The sequence below is a fragment of the Pseudogulbenkiania sp. FW507-F1 genome, assembly GCF_058781125.1.
Genome location: NZ_JBYSWM010000001.1, coordinates 148,409 through 160,834 on the forward strand (window position 1 = coordinate 148,409; position 12,426 = coordinate 160,834).

The window sequence follows — 12,426 nt, forward strand, 5'->3', positions numbered from 1 at the left end:
GCGGGAGGCCGTTTTGTTTTATGCCGGCCGGGACGGATACGGCATCGCGCCGGAACGCTGGCGAACCGCCCGGCGCTTACCAGCCATTCTCCAGCGCCAGTTGGGCCGGGGCCGACAGCCGGCTCAAGGCATAGCCCATGCCCTTGAGCTGGCGATGGGTGTCTTCGACCATCTGCGGACTGCCGCAGATCATGAGGCGCGAGCGCTCGGGCAACAGCGTCACGCCGGCGGCGCGCTCCAGGGTGCCGTCGGCCAGCATCGCCGGAATGCGTTGCGACAGGGTGCCGGGGAGCGTTTCGCGCGTCACCACCGGCAGGTACTGCAGCTTGTGGCCGTGCTCGGCCCACAGCGGGTGCCGCCGCAGCGCCGCGATCTCGGCCTGGTAGCTCAGCTCCGCCGCCTCGCGCACGCTGTGCACCAGCACGATGTGACGGAAGCGCTGCCATACCGCGGTCTCGTGCAGGATGGACAGATAGGGCCCGAGTGCGGTGCCGGTGGCGAGCAGCCACAGGTCTTCGCCGTCGGGGAAGCGGTCGGTGGTGAAAAAGCCGTTCGGGGTCTTGTCGACCAGGATCTGGTCGCCGACCTCGAGACGCGCCAGGCGCGGCGTGAACTCCCCTTCTGGCACCACGATGGAATAGAACTCGAGGTAGTCGTCCCAGCTTGCCGAGACGATGGAATAGGCGCGCCAGACGAAACCGGTCTCGGAGATCTGCAGGCCGAGCCGGGCAAACTGTCCGGGGGTGAAGCGGAAGGCGGGATCGCGACTGAGGCGGAAGCTGATCAAGCGGTCGGTCCAGTGATGTTTCCACAGGATACGCTCGGCGGTGTACTTCGCGGCGGGAGCTGGCATGGCGGTTCTCCGTAATATCCGACTATTTTACTCGGATATTACCGCAAGCCCCTACTTTATGCCAGCGAGGTTGGCCGAAGAGACGCGCAAGACTCAGTCGGCCAGCAGCTCGAGCAGTTGCGGCAGCGCCGCGATCGCCGGCACGCCGGGCGGCGGCGCTGCACCAGCGGCATTGAGCCAGATGGCGGTGAGACCGGCGGCCCGGGCCGAGTGCACGTCGTTGGCGAGCGAGTCGCCGACCATCCACAGCTGCGGCGGCGCCACCCCCAGCTCGGCCGCGATGCGGCGATAGAACGCCGGGTCGGATTTGGCCAGGCCCAGCTCGCGGCGGCAGAACACCCGCCCGACCAGGTCGTCCAGACCGACCCGCGCCAGCGCGAGGCGCACGTCGTCGGCGCCCGACTCGGCCGCGTTGGTGGCGACGTGGCACGGCAAGCGCCCGGCCAGCGTCGCCAGCGTATCGTACGCGCCGGGCATGGCGCGCACCTCGGGCCAGCGCCACATGCTGCCCGCCTGCCCCGGCAGGTCGGCCATCAGCGTGTCGCCCCAGTCGAACAGTAGATGGAGGGGACGGTTCATCGCCCACTCCGCTCGCGCGCAGGTTGGCCGAAGAGCCCGGCACGGGCGCAGCCGGGCCGACTCGCACCGCGCGTCCGTTCCCTGGCCGGCATCACCCGGACCGGAGTGCGGTGCCGTGCGGATCGGCTCATCCGCGTCAGGCCAGCGCCTGGGCCAGGTCGGCCAGCAGGTCGTCGATGTCCTCGATGCCGACCGAGAAACGCAGCTGACCCTCGCGGATGCCCAAGGCGGCCTTCTGTTCCGGCGGCATACCGCCGTGCGACATGGTGTAGGAATGATTGACCAGCGACTCCACCCCGCCCAGCGATTCGGCCAGCAGGAAGTACTGCAGGCGCTCGGCCACGCGGCTGGCGGCGGCACGGCTGTCGTCCTTGAGGTAGACCGTGACGACGCCGCCGAAACGCCGCATCTGGCGCCGCGCCAGCTCGTGTTGTGGGTGATCGGCGAGGCCGGGGTAGAACACTTTCTCGATGGCCGGGTGCGAGGCCAGGAAGGCGGCCACGCGCTCGGCGTTGTCGCAGTGACGCTCCATGCGCAGGTGCAGCGTCTTGATGCCGCGCAGCGTCAGGAAGCAGTCCTGCGGACCCGGCACGCCGCCGGTGGCGTTCTGGATGAACTTGATCGACTTGGCCAGTTCGGCGTCTTTCACCGCCACCAGCCCGAGCAGCACATCGGAGTGGCCGCCCAGATACTTGGTGGCGGAGTGCATCACGATGTCGGCCCCCAGATCGAGCGGGTTCTGCAGATAGGGCGTGGCGAAGGTGTTGTCGACCGCCACCTTGACGCCGTGCCGGTGGGCGATGGCTGCCAGCGCGGCGATATCGACCAGGTTGAGCAGCGGGTTGGTCGGCGACTCCAGCCACAGCAGCTTGGTGGCCGGGGTGAGCGCGCCGGCCAGGCTGGCCGGGTCGGTGAGGTCGGCAAAGCGCACCGTGATGCCGGCCGGCGCCATCACCTTGGTGAGCAGGCGGTAGGCGCCGCCGTACAGGTCGGCCACCGCCAGCACCTCGTCGCCCGGCTGCAAGGTGGCGCGCAGTACGGCGTCGATAGCGGCCATGCCGCTGCCGAAGGCGAAGCCGTGCGTGGCGTTTTCCAGCGCCGCAAAGCAGGCTTCCAGCGCCGCGCGCGTCGGCGTGCCGGTGCGCGCGTAGCCGAACTCCAGCGCCTCGCCGACGTGGTCGTGGGCGAAGGCCGAGGTCTGGTACACCGGCGGCATCAGCGCGCGGTTGTGCTGGTGGTGGTCGTAGCCGCTGTGGATGGTCTTGGTGGCGAATTTCATGGAGAGCCTGCGCGTATCGCGTCCCGTGATTCAGAGATGGCCGTGAGCTTACCACCGTACGCCGGCGCGCTTCGCCGGCGACGGCGGGGAAGCCCCGGCGTCGGTTTGTTTAACTCAGCAAAGCGTGCTCAGCGACGGTAGGCATGCGCCAGGCGCAGCTCCAGGCGCTTCTGCACCTGTTCGAACAGCGCGCTCATCGCCCAGTAGATGGCCGCCGCCATCAGGTACAGCGGCAAGGGCTGGAAGGTCTGCGCGATCACGTCCTTGGTCGCCATCATCAGCTCGGACACGGTGATCACCGAGACCAGCGAGGTGTCCTTGATCAGCGAAATCAGGCTGTTGGCCAGGCTGGGCACCGCCAGCCGCAGCGCCTGGGGGGCCACCACGAAACGCATGGCCTGCCACCAGTTCAGCCCCAGCGACTGCGCCGCGTCCCACTGCCCGCGCTCGACCCCGGCAATCGCGCCGCGCAGGCTTTCCGACAGGTAGGCCGCCACGTTCAGCGTCAGCGACAGCACCCCGGCGGTGACCGGCTCGAACTCGATGCCGACCGACGGCAGACCGTAATAGATCACGAAGATCTGCACCAGCAGCGGCGTGCCGCGCATCACGCTGACGTAGAGCGCCAGCAGCGGCGCCAACAGCGGCACGCGGGCGATGCGCACCAGCGCCACGACAAAGCCCAGCAGCAGGCCCAGCACCATGGTGCTGAGCGCAAAAAACACGGTGTACCCCGTCCCCTTGATCAGTACCGGCAGCGCCTGCCGCGCCAGTTCAAGCCATTCCATCGCTCATCCTCAAAAACAGCGACGCCCCCGCAAGCCGCGGGGGCGTCCAGTTCGACCGTCCGGCAGACGGCCGCGGCCTCAGCCCGGCGTCACGCCGCGCCTCAGCGCCCGCCCGGGGCCTTCGACACGTCGATCCCGAACCACTTCACCGAGATTTTCTTGAAGGTACCGTCCTTGTGCAAGGAGGTCAGCGCGCCGTCGATGGCGGCCTTGAACTTCGGGTTGCCCTTGGCGAACGGGATGCCCATCTGCGTGGTCGTGCCCACCGCGGCGCCGGCCTTCAGCGGCAGCTTGGCTTCCTTGATGGCGAACGGGATCAGCAGGCTGTCGTTGATCGCGGCGTCGATGCGGCCGGAGGCCAGATCCTGGAAGATTTCCGCCGCCGACGGGTAGAACTTGGACTCGATGCCGCCCTGCGCCTTGACCATGTCGGCGTAGTTGCTGCCCTGGGTCACGCCCATCTTCTTGCCCTTCAGATCATCCAGGCTCTTGAAGCTGCGGGTTTCGTTCTTGCGCACGATCAACTGGGCGCTGGAGATGGTGTACGGCTGCGAGAAGTCGAACACTTCCTTGCGCTTGTCGGTGATCGACACCTGGTTCATCACCACGTCGAACTTGCCGCCCTGCAGACCGGCCAGGAGGCCGCTCCACTCGCCGGTGGTGAATTCCGGCTTCACCTTGAGCTTCTGCGCCAGCGCGGTGCCGAGGTCGACCTCGAAGCCGGCCAGTTTCTGGTCCTTGTCCTTGAAGTTGAACGGCGGGTAGGTGCCTTCCAGCGCGATCTTGAGCGTGCCGCGCTGTTGTACGGTGTCGAGCAGGTCGGCGGCGAAGGCGTGCGAGGTGGCACCGATCAGGGCCAGCAGAGCGATCAGTTTCTTCATTTTAATATAACCTTTAGTTTCAAATTAAAGAAACAACATAACACACGGAACTATAACAATCCCCAACGGCATTGCCTAGCCCGCGCCAAGAAAAAAACCGCCACCCGAGGGGATGACGGTCTTCGGCGCAGGCGGGCGGCCGCCTCAGACGTTGAACAGGAAGTTCATCACGTCGCCGTCCTTCACCACGTACTCCTTGCCTTCGGAGCGCATCTTGCCGGCTTCCTTGGCCTTGGCTTCGCCGCCGCAGGCGATGAAGTCGTCGTAGGAGATGGTCTGGGCGCGGATGAAGCCGCGTTCGAAGTCGGTGTGGATCACCCCGGCCGCTTGCGGCGCGGTGTCGCCGACGTGGATGGTCCAGGCGCGCACTTCCTTCACCCCGGCGGTGAAGTAGGTCTGCAGGCCCAGCAGCTTGTAGGCGGCGCGGATTAGGCGGTTCAGGCCCGGCTCTTCCAGCCCCATCTCGGCCAGGAACTCGGCCTTGTCGGCGTCGTCGAGCTCGACGATTTCCGATTCGATCGCCGCGCACAGCGCCACCACCGGAGCGCCCTCCTTGTCGGCCAGCGCCTTGAGCTTGTCGAGGTGCGGGTTGTTGTCGAAACCGTCCTCGGCCACGTTGGCGACGTACATCGCCGGCTTGATGGTCAGCAGGCAGAACGGCTTCAACAGCGCCTGCTCTTCGGCGTCGAGGCCGAGCGAGCGCGCCGGCAGGCCCTGGTCGAGGTGCGCGCGCACCTTCTCCAGTACCGCGATCAGGCGGATCGCGTCCTTGTCGCCCGACTTGGCCTTCTTGCCATCGCGCTGGATCGCCTTTTCCACCGTGGTCAGATCGGCCAGCGCCAGTTCGGTGCCGATGGTTTCGATGTCGGAGATCGGGTCGACCTTGCCGGCGACGTGCACCACGTTGTCGTCGTCGAAGCAGCGCACCACGTTGACGATGGCGTCGGTCTCACGAATGTTGGCCAGGAACTGGTTGCCCAGCCCTTCGCCCTTGGAGGCGCCTGCCACCAGGCCGGCGATGTCGACGAACTCGACGATGGCCGGCTGGATCTTCTGCGGGTTGATGATCTTGGCCAGCTCGGCCAGACGCGGGTCCGGCACCTCGACGATGCCGACGTTGGGCTCGATGGTGCAGAACGGATAGTTGGCCGCTTCGATGCCGGCCTTGGTCAGCGCATTGAAGAGGGTCGACTTGCCGACGTTGGGCAGACCGACGATGCCGCACTGGAGACTCATGACTGCGTTCCTCTCGAAAATCTTTGCAAAGGTTGGCCGAAGCAGGCTTGCGGCCGGAAAATTACTTGGCGGCGGTATGCAGGGTTTTCATCGCGCCCGGCATGTCGCCGGCAATGGCCTGCGGCAATACCCGGAGCGCCGCCGCCATGGCGTCCTCGATGGCGCCCTGTTCTTCGCTGCGCGGCTTCTTCAGCACGAAACCGACCACCTCGCTGCGCTCGCCGGGGTGGCCGATGCCCAGCCGCAGGCGCCAGAAGTTCGGCGTGCCGAGGCGGGCGATGATGTCCTTCAGGCCGTTGTGGCCGCCGTGCCCGCCGCCCTGCTTGAAGCGGGCGGTGCCCGGCTGCAGGTCGAGCTCGTCGTGCACCACCAGGATTTCCTCCGGGGCGATCTTGTAGAAGCGCGCCAGCGCCGCCACCGCCTGGCCGGACAGGTTCATGAAGGTCATCGGCTTCAACAGCCACAGGTCGCTGCCGCCCGGCTGCGGCGCGCGCGCCACTTCGCCGAAGAACTTGCCTTCGCCTCTCAGCGCCGCCTTGTGCTGCCAGGCCAGTTCGTCGACCAGCCAGAAACCGGCATTATGACGGGTTTTCTCGTACTCCGGGCCGGGGTTGCCCAGCCCGACGATCAATCGAATCCCGGACATGATTGCATTCCAATAAAAAAGCCCGTTGCGAGGCCGTCAGGCAACGCAACGAGCTTGATCGTGCACGACCGCGGAATTACTCGGCGGCAGCGGCACCGCTGGCGGAGGCCACAGCCTGGTCACCACCGCGCACCAGGGCGGTGATTTCCACGCCTTCCGGCAGCTTCAGGTCGGACAGGTGAATGGTCTGGCCAGCCTGGATGGCGGACAGGTCCACTTCGATGAAGGACGGCAGTTGGGCCGGCAGAGCGCGCACGTCGACTTCGGTCAGCACGTGCGAGATCTTGGCGCCTTGCAGCTTGACGGCTTCGGAAGCATCGGCGCCGACGAAGTGCAGCGGTACCTTGACGTGCATCTTTTCGTTCAGGTCGACGCGCTGGAAGTCCATGTGCAGTACCAGTTGCTTGTACGGGTGCATCTGGTAGTCACGCAGCAGCACGGCCTGCTTCTCGCCGTCGATCACCAGGTTCAGGATGCCGGTGTGGAAGCCTTCTTCCTTCAGCGCGTAGTAAACCGGGTTGTGTTCCAGCACCACGGAAACCGCTTCGGTGTTGGCGCCGTATACCACGGCCGGCAGTTTGCCAGCGTGACGCAGGCGGCGGCTCGCACTCGTACCCAGCTGTTCGCGCTTGGCAGCAATCAGTTCGTAAGACATGAGTAAAACTCCAGTTCAAGTGAATGGCACCGCAGCGGCCGCGACCAGCCGCCGCGATGTTTACGGCAGGCAGGCGCCCGTCGAAACCAGGTCCTCGTTGAAGAGGTAGGACACCGACTCTTCGTTGTTGATGCGGCGCAGCGTCTCGGCCAGCAGGCCGCCGATGGAGGCCACGCGAATGTTCGGGCAGGCCTTGGCTTGCGCCGACAACGGGATGGTGTCAGTCACCACCACCATGTCGATGTCGGAATTGGCAATGCGATCGATGGCCTGGCCCGAGAAGATGGCGTGGGTGGCGTAGGCCAGCACGCGCTGGGCGCCGCGCTCTTTCAGCGCGGAAGCGGCCTTGCACAGGGTATTGGCGGTATCGATCATGTCGTCGACGATCAGGCAGGTACGGCCCTGGACGTCGCCGATGATGTTCATGACTTCGGCCACGTTGGCCTTGGGACGGCGCTTGTCGATGATCGCGAGGTCGGTGTTCAGCGCCTTGGCCATGGCGCGCGCACGCACCACGCCGCCGACGTCCGGGCTCACCACGATCAGGTCTTCGATGCGCTGCGAGCGGACGTCCTTCAGCAGCACCGGGGTGGCGTAGACGTTATCCACCGGGATGTCGAAGAAGCCCTGGATCTGGTCGGCGTGCAGGTCGACGGTCAGCACGCGGTCGATGCCAGCCGAAGTCAGCATGTTGGCGACCAGTTTGGCGGAGATCGGCACGCGCGCGGAACGCGGACGGCGATCTTGGCGGGCGTAGCCGAAGTACGGGATTGCGGCGGTGATACGACCGGCGGAGGCGCGCTTGAGCGCGTCGGCCATGGTCAGGATTTCCATCAGGTTGTCGTTGGTCGGGTTGCAGGTGGACTGCAGGATGAACACGTCGCGACCGCGCACGTTTTCGAGCAGCTCCACTGCCACCTCGCCATCGCTGAACTTGCCCACGTCGGCGCGGCCGAGCGAGATGTCCAGATGCTTGACCACGTTCTGGGCGAGTTCCGGGTTAGCGGTCCCGGTGAAAACCATCAAACTGTCGTATGCCGCCATAACTCGTTATGCCTTAGCTGAATAAAGAAAAAGCGTGTAAGGGAAACTTACACGCTTTTTTTCTCGTTCTCTATATTGTAGAGATTCTTGGCTGGGGAGGTAGGGATCGAACCTACGAATGCCGGAATCAAAATCCGGTGCCTTACCACTTGGCGACTCCCCAGTAACTGGGCTAGATACTGCCGAACAACGGGTGAACCGAAAGGCCTTTTGCGACAAATCCGTTGTACTTCTGCGACAGCGTCTTATAAACTTTATCGGCTTCGATTTCCGAATCGCACTCCAGAAAAACACAACTTCCGGAGCCTGTCATCAGCGGCGAACCGTATTTCTCAAGCTCGCTTAACGCTTCGTTTACCGCTGGATACTTACTCGTTACAACCCGCTGCAAGTCGTTTCGTCGTTGCTGCGTTGTTTCGAGGATTCGCATTATGCTGATACCGGAATCCCTTGTCAACAGTTCTGACGAAAAAATTTCAGCAGTCGGCACATGCACCCCCGGATGCAACACCACGTACCACTTTTCGGGCAGCTCCAGCTCGGTCAGTTCCTCGCCGATACCGGTGGCAAAGGCGTTGCGGCCGAAGATGAAGACCGGCACATCGGCCCCCAGCTTCAGGCCCAGCTGCATCAGGGTTTCGCGCGGCACAGCGGTCTGCCACAGCGCGTTGAGCGCCAGCAGCACGGTGGCGGCGTCGGAACTGCCGCCGCCCAGACCACCGCCCATCGGAATGCGCTTGGTGAGGCGGATCGAGGCGCCGAGCGAGGTGCCGCTGTGCTGTTGCAGCAGGCGTGCCGCGCGCACCGTCAGGTCGCGCTCGGCCGGCACGCCGTCGATCGGGTTCAGCAGCTCGATCACGCCGTCGTCGCGCACGGCCAGCTCGACGGTGTCGCTGTAGTCGATGAAGCGGAACACGGTTTCCAGCAGGTGGTAGCCGTCGGCGCGGCGCCCCACCACCTTGAGCATCAGATTGAGTTTGGCCGGAGCCGGATAGGCATGGAAGACGGCGGTCATGTCGGAAGAACTCGAAAAACGGGATGTGGAGAAAACTCAGAACCGGTTCAGGGCCGGTCGCGCGCCACCCTCTAGTGGGCGATCAACGGCGCTGGCACCGGAATGGGCATGGAATACCGGAAGATCATGGCGGCGCGAATCGCCACCGGAACCGCGCCCGCGCAGAGCGGCACCTAAGCCCCGGGGAGTACGCGACAAGACCATGGAGCGATCCTCAGCGCCAGGCGTGCACGACCAGGCGGATCGACAGCCGGTCGCGCTCCATTTCGACCCGCTTCGGGTACGGGCCGGGCTGATCGGCGTCGCTGACGAAACGAATGGACCAGCCCTGCTGGTGCAGCACACCGTCAGCGGAGACGTTCTGCGGCCAGTCCGGCGCCGCCTGGCCGCGAATCCACCAGGCGAGGTTGGAGAGCGGCAAGGGCCAGCCCAGCGCCTCTTGTGTCAGGCTTTCCACGTCCGCCGCCTGGTAGGTCTTGCCGTCGGCCTGCAGCGTCACGCCGTTCTCGTCGCGCTCGACGCGCGCCACGGTCGAGCCGATCGGGCTGTTGATCGACAGCTGGTCGCGCACGGCATCGTGATTCCAGTCGAAGTTGGCGACCTGCCCCTTGCCGTCGGCCTTGACCGACAGCCGGCCGGAGATCGAAAACGGGGTATCGCGCGGCCGGGTCGCCTCGGCTTGCGGCCGGAACGCGACGTCGCGCGTGGCGCAGCCGGTCAAGAGCAGGCCGCACAGGCCCAGTGCCAGCCAGCGGCTCATGGCTGCTCCAGGCGGTGCACGGTGTTCTTCAGCATTTCCAGGCCGGATTCGCTACCGGTGGCCTTCTGCCACACCGCGCGCGCTTCGTCGCGGCGGTTGAGCTGCCACAGCACCTCGCCATAATGCGCCGCGATCTCGGCGTCCGGCGACACCGCGAAGGCACGCTCGAGGTGCTCGCGCGCCGGCTCGAGACGGCCCAGCTTGAACAACACCCAGCCCATGCTGTCGAGCACCATCGGGTTGTCCGGCTCGGCCTGCAGGGCTTTCTGGATCAGGCCCAAGGCTTCCTGATAGCGCGTGGTGCGGTTGGCCAAGGTATAGCCGAGGGCGTTGAGTCCCTGCGGGTCGTCGGGCTTCTCCTTGAGATAGGCGCGCAGGTCGCTCTCGGCGCCTTCAACGTTGCCCATCAGATCGGCCACCAGCGCCCGTTCGTAGAGCAGCTCCGGGGTGCCCGGGGCTTCTTGCAACGCCTGGCTCAACAGGGCGTGCGCCAGGTCGTAACGCTTGGCCTCGCGGGCGATCTGCGACTGCGCCAGCACCACCTGGACGCGGCCCGTGCCGCCGATCTCCAGCTTCTGCAGCCGGGCGATGCCGGCTTCGGGGTTGCCGGCGGCGGCGTCCAGCTCGGCCAGACGCCCCTGCGCCGGCAGGTACTGCGCGCCCTGCCCCACCGCTTCGTACCAGCGCCGGGCGCCGGCGACATCGTCCTGCTCTTCGGCCAACTGGCCGAGGGTGTAACGGATGAAGTCGCTTTCGGGGTGTTTTTCCGCCAGCGCCGCTTCCAGATGCCGCTTGGCCACGGGCAGGTCACGCTGCTGCAACGCCAGCAGGCCGGCACCGTACAGCAACTCGGCGTTCTTGGGCTGGGTCTGGAGCAGTGCCTCGAAGGCGCGGCGCGCTTCGTCGAAACGCTTGGCGCCGACCAGCAGGCGCGGATACGCCATCTTCAGCTCCAGCCCGGCGTCGGGGCGCCGGTCCAGCTCTTTTTTCAGGAAAGCAATCGCGGCGTTGAGGTCGCTGCGGCGCAGCCGGTCGGTCTGCCAGGCCACCGGCAGATCCCATTTGGGGGCGATGCGCGCCAGGCGGTCGAGTTCCTGCTCGGCTACGCTCTCGTTGCCGACCTCCGCCGCCACCGCGAGCACCGCAAAGCGTGCTTCCGGCAGATCGGGGTAACGCTCCGCCAGTTGCTGGATCAGCTGGTAGGCCCCCTGCTTGTCGCCCTGCAGCGCGGTGAGCCGCGCCAGCTGCACGAAGACGGCGCCGGCGCGTGCCGGCTCGCGCTTGAGCAGCTCTTCCACCAGGGGCCGGCTTTCGGCCAGCTTGCCGGAGCGCAGCAGGGTGATCAGCAGCTGTTCGCGCGCGATGTCGGAGTCGGGGTCGAGCTCGACCCACAGCGTCAGCGCCTCGGAGGCGACCTTGAGCTGGCCGGAAAACAGCGCGAACTCGGCGGCACGCTGCGCCAGGCGCGGGTCGCGGGTCTGCCGTGCGAGGTCGAGATAGGTGACCGCCGACGCCCCCGCCGCGCCGCGCTGGGCGGCGATCTCGCCGGCCAGCACGCCAAACAGGATGTGGCTGTCGAGTTCGACCTTGGGCAGCCTGGCGTCGGCCGCGGTGGCTTCGGCCTTGGCGGCGTCGGCACCGTCGTCGTCGGGCGCGTTGTCCGTCGCCTCCGCCTGGGGGGTGGCCGGCGCCGCGCTGCGTTCAGGCGGACGAGTCACCGCGCAGGCGGACAGCAGCAGCACCAGGAGGAGGGGAAGGGTTCGGTTTAACGGTTTCATGTGCATGGAATCTTGACCCGGCGAAAGCGTAGAATACCACGCTCATTGATATTATTGATGGCCGTGGAGCGTGGAATAACATGCCAGAATTACCTGAAGTGGAAACCACCCGGCGCGGGGTCGAGCCACACCTCACCGGCGCCACCATCACCGACGTCGTGGTACGTGAGGGACGCCTGCGCTGGCCGGTGCCACCGGCACTGGCCGCGACCCTCAGCGGCCTGCCGGTACTGGCGGTACGCCGCCGCGCCAAATACCTGCTGCTGGAGTTCGCCAGCGGCACGCTGCTGGTGCATCTTGGCATGTCCGGCAGCCTGCGGCTGGTGGCGGCCGACACGCCGCCGCAAAAACACGACCATATCGATCTCATCCTGGACGGGCGCACCGCGCTGCGCTATCGCGACCCGCGCCGCTTCGGCGCCATGCTGTGGCACGTCGGGCCGGTGGAGTTCCACCCGCTGCTGGCGGCGCTGGGACCGGAGCCGCTCGGCGACGCGTTCGACGCCGACACGCTGTACCGCGCCAGCCGCGGGCGCACGATGTCGATCAAGCAGTTGCTGATGGACAATCATGTGGTGGTGGGGGTGGGTAACATCTACGCCAACGAGTCCCTGTTCCAGGCCGGCATCCGTCCGGGGCGTGCCGCACGCCGCCTGACCCATGCCGACTGCGAGCGCCTGGCCGCGGCCATCAAGAGCATCCTGGCACGCGCCATCGAGGCCGGCGGCAGCACGCTGCGCGACTTCGTCGGTGCCAGCGGCAAGCCCGGTTACTTCCAGCAGACTTACGCGGTGTACGGTCGCGCCGAGGAGCCCTGCCACACCTGCGGCTCATTGATACGTCAGATTCGCCAGGGGCAGCGGAGTTCCTACTACTGTCCGCATTGCCAGCCATGGTAGAGTCGGGGCATCG

General features: G+C 66.1%; 13 protein-coding genes and 1 tRNA gene. 1 reads left to right on the top strand and 13 read right to left on the bottom strand.

The annotated features are described in order from the left end of the window. Positions 1–76: 76 nt before the first annotated feature. The 13 genes from AC3WG5_RS00730 to AC3WG5_RS00790 all read right to left on the bottom strand — a co-directional run bounded on the left by AC3WG5_RS00730 (position 77) and on the right by AC3WG5_RS00790 (position 11,514). On the bottom strand, positions 77–853 hold the full coding sequence (locus AC3WG5_RS00730; RefSeq protein ID WP_492567435.1) for a ferredoxin--NADP reductase: 777 nt from the start codon (positions 851–853) through the stop codon (positions 77–79). A 93-nt stretch (positions 854–946) separates the two neighbouring features. Further along, on the bottom strand, positions 947–1,432 hold the full coding sequence (locus AC3WG5_RS00735; protein ID WP_492567436.1) for an HAD family hydrolase: 486 nt from the start codon (positions 1,430–1,432) through the stop codon (positions 947–949). A gap of 136 nt (positions 1,433–1,568) precedes the next feature. Beyond that, a complete protein-coding gene (locus AC3WG5_RS00740) occupies positions 1,569–2,711 on the bottom strand; it encodes a trans-sulfuration enzyme family protein (protein ID WP_492567437.1) in 1,143 nt (380 codons plus the stop codon). A gap of 128 nt (positions 2,712–2,839) precedes the next feature. Further along, entirely contained in the window at positions 2,840–3,499 is a 660-nt protein-coding gene (locus tag AC3WG5_RS00745; protein ID WP_482584069.1) for an amino acid ABC transporter permease, read from the bottom strand. A 101-nt stretch (positions 3,500–3,600) separates the two neighbouring features. Next, on the bottom strand, positions 3,601–4,380 hold the full coding sequence (locus tag AC3WG5_RS00750) for a transporter substrate-binding domain-containing protein (RefSeq protein WP_014088405.1): 780 nt from the start codon (positions 4,378–4,380) through the stop codon (positions 3,601–3,603). A gap of 144 nt (positions 4,381–4,524) precedes the next feature. Further along, on the bottom strand, positions 4,525–5,616 hold the full coding sequence (gene ychF / locus AC3WG5_RS00755; RefSeq protein WP_008952426.1) for a redox-regulated ATPase YchF: 1,092 nt from the start codon (positions 5,614–5,616) through the stop codon (positions 4,525–4,527). Between the two features lie 61 nt (positions 5,617–5,677). Next, positions 5,678–6,262, bottom strand: a complete 585-nt coding sequence (pth, locus tag AC3WG5_RS00760) for an aminoacyl-tRNA hydrolase (protein WP_008952425.1) — start codon at positions 6,260–6,262, stop codon at positions 5,678–5,680. Between the two features lie 76 nt (positions 6,263–6,338). Beyond that, positions 6,339–6,917 carry a 50S ribosomal protein L25/general stress protein Ctc gene (locus tag AC3WG5_RS00765; RefSeq protein WP_014088407.1) on the bottom strand — a complete coding sequence of 193 codons (579 nt, stop codon included), beginning with the start codon at positions 6,915–6,917 and terminating at the stop codon, positions 6,339–6,341. Positions 6,918–6,977: 60 nt separating this feature from the next. Further along, positions 6,978–7,961: a ribose-phosphate pyrophosphokinase gene (locus AC3WG5_RS00770; RefSeq protein ID WP_008952423.1), complete on the bottom strand. Its 984-nt coding sequence runs from the start codon at positions 7,959–7,961 to the stop codon at positions 6,978–6,980. 88 nt (positions 7,962–8,049) lie between these two features. Further along, a tRNA-Gln gene (locus AC3WG5_RS00775) sits at positions 8,050–8,124 on the bottom strand. Between the two features lie 9 nt (positions 8,125–8,133). Next, positions 8,134–8,976 carry a 4-(cytidine 5'-diphospho)-2-C-methyl-D-erythritol kinase gene (ispE, locus tag AC3WG5_RS00780; protein WP_492567438.1) on the bottom strand — a complete coding sequence of 281 codons (843 nt, stop codon included), beginning with the start codon at positions 8,974–8,976 and terminating at the stop codon, positions 8,134–8,136. Between the two features lie 214 nt (positions 8,977–9,190). Beyond that, a complete protein-coding gene (gene lolB, locus AC3WG5_RS00785) occupies positions 9,191–9,736 on the bottom strand; it encodes a lipoprotein insertase outer membrane protein LolB (RefSeq protein WP_008952421.1) in 546 nt (181 codons plus the stop codon). Beyond that, entirely contained in the window at positions 9,733–11,514 is a 1,782-nt protein-coding gene (locus AC3WG5_RS00790; protein ID WP_492567439.1) for a tetratricopeptide repeat protein, read from the bottom strand. Before AC3WG5_RS00790 ends, lolB begins: the two co-directional genes overlap by 4 nt. 80 nt (positions 11,515–11,594) lie before the next feature. On the opposite strand from AC3WG5_RS00790, the gene mutM reads away from it, so the two are divergent. Further along, on the top strand, positions 11,595–12,413 hold the full coding sequence (gene mutM, locus AC3WG5_RS00795; RefSeq protein ID WP_492567440.1) for a bifunctional DNA-formamidopyrimidine glycosylase/DNA-(apurinic or apyrimidinic site) lyase: 819 nt from the start codon (positions 11,595–11,597) through the stop codon (positions 12,411–12,413). The last annotated feature ends 13 nt before the right edge of the window (positions 12,414–12,426 follow it).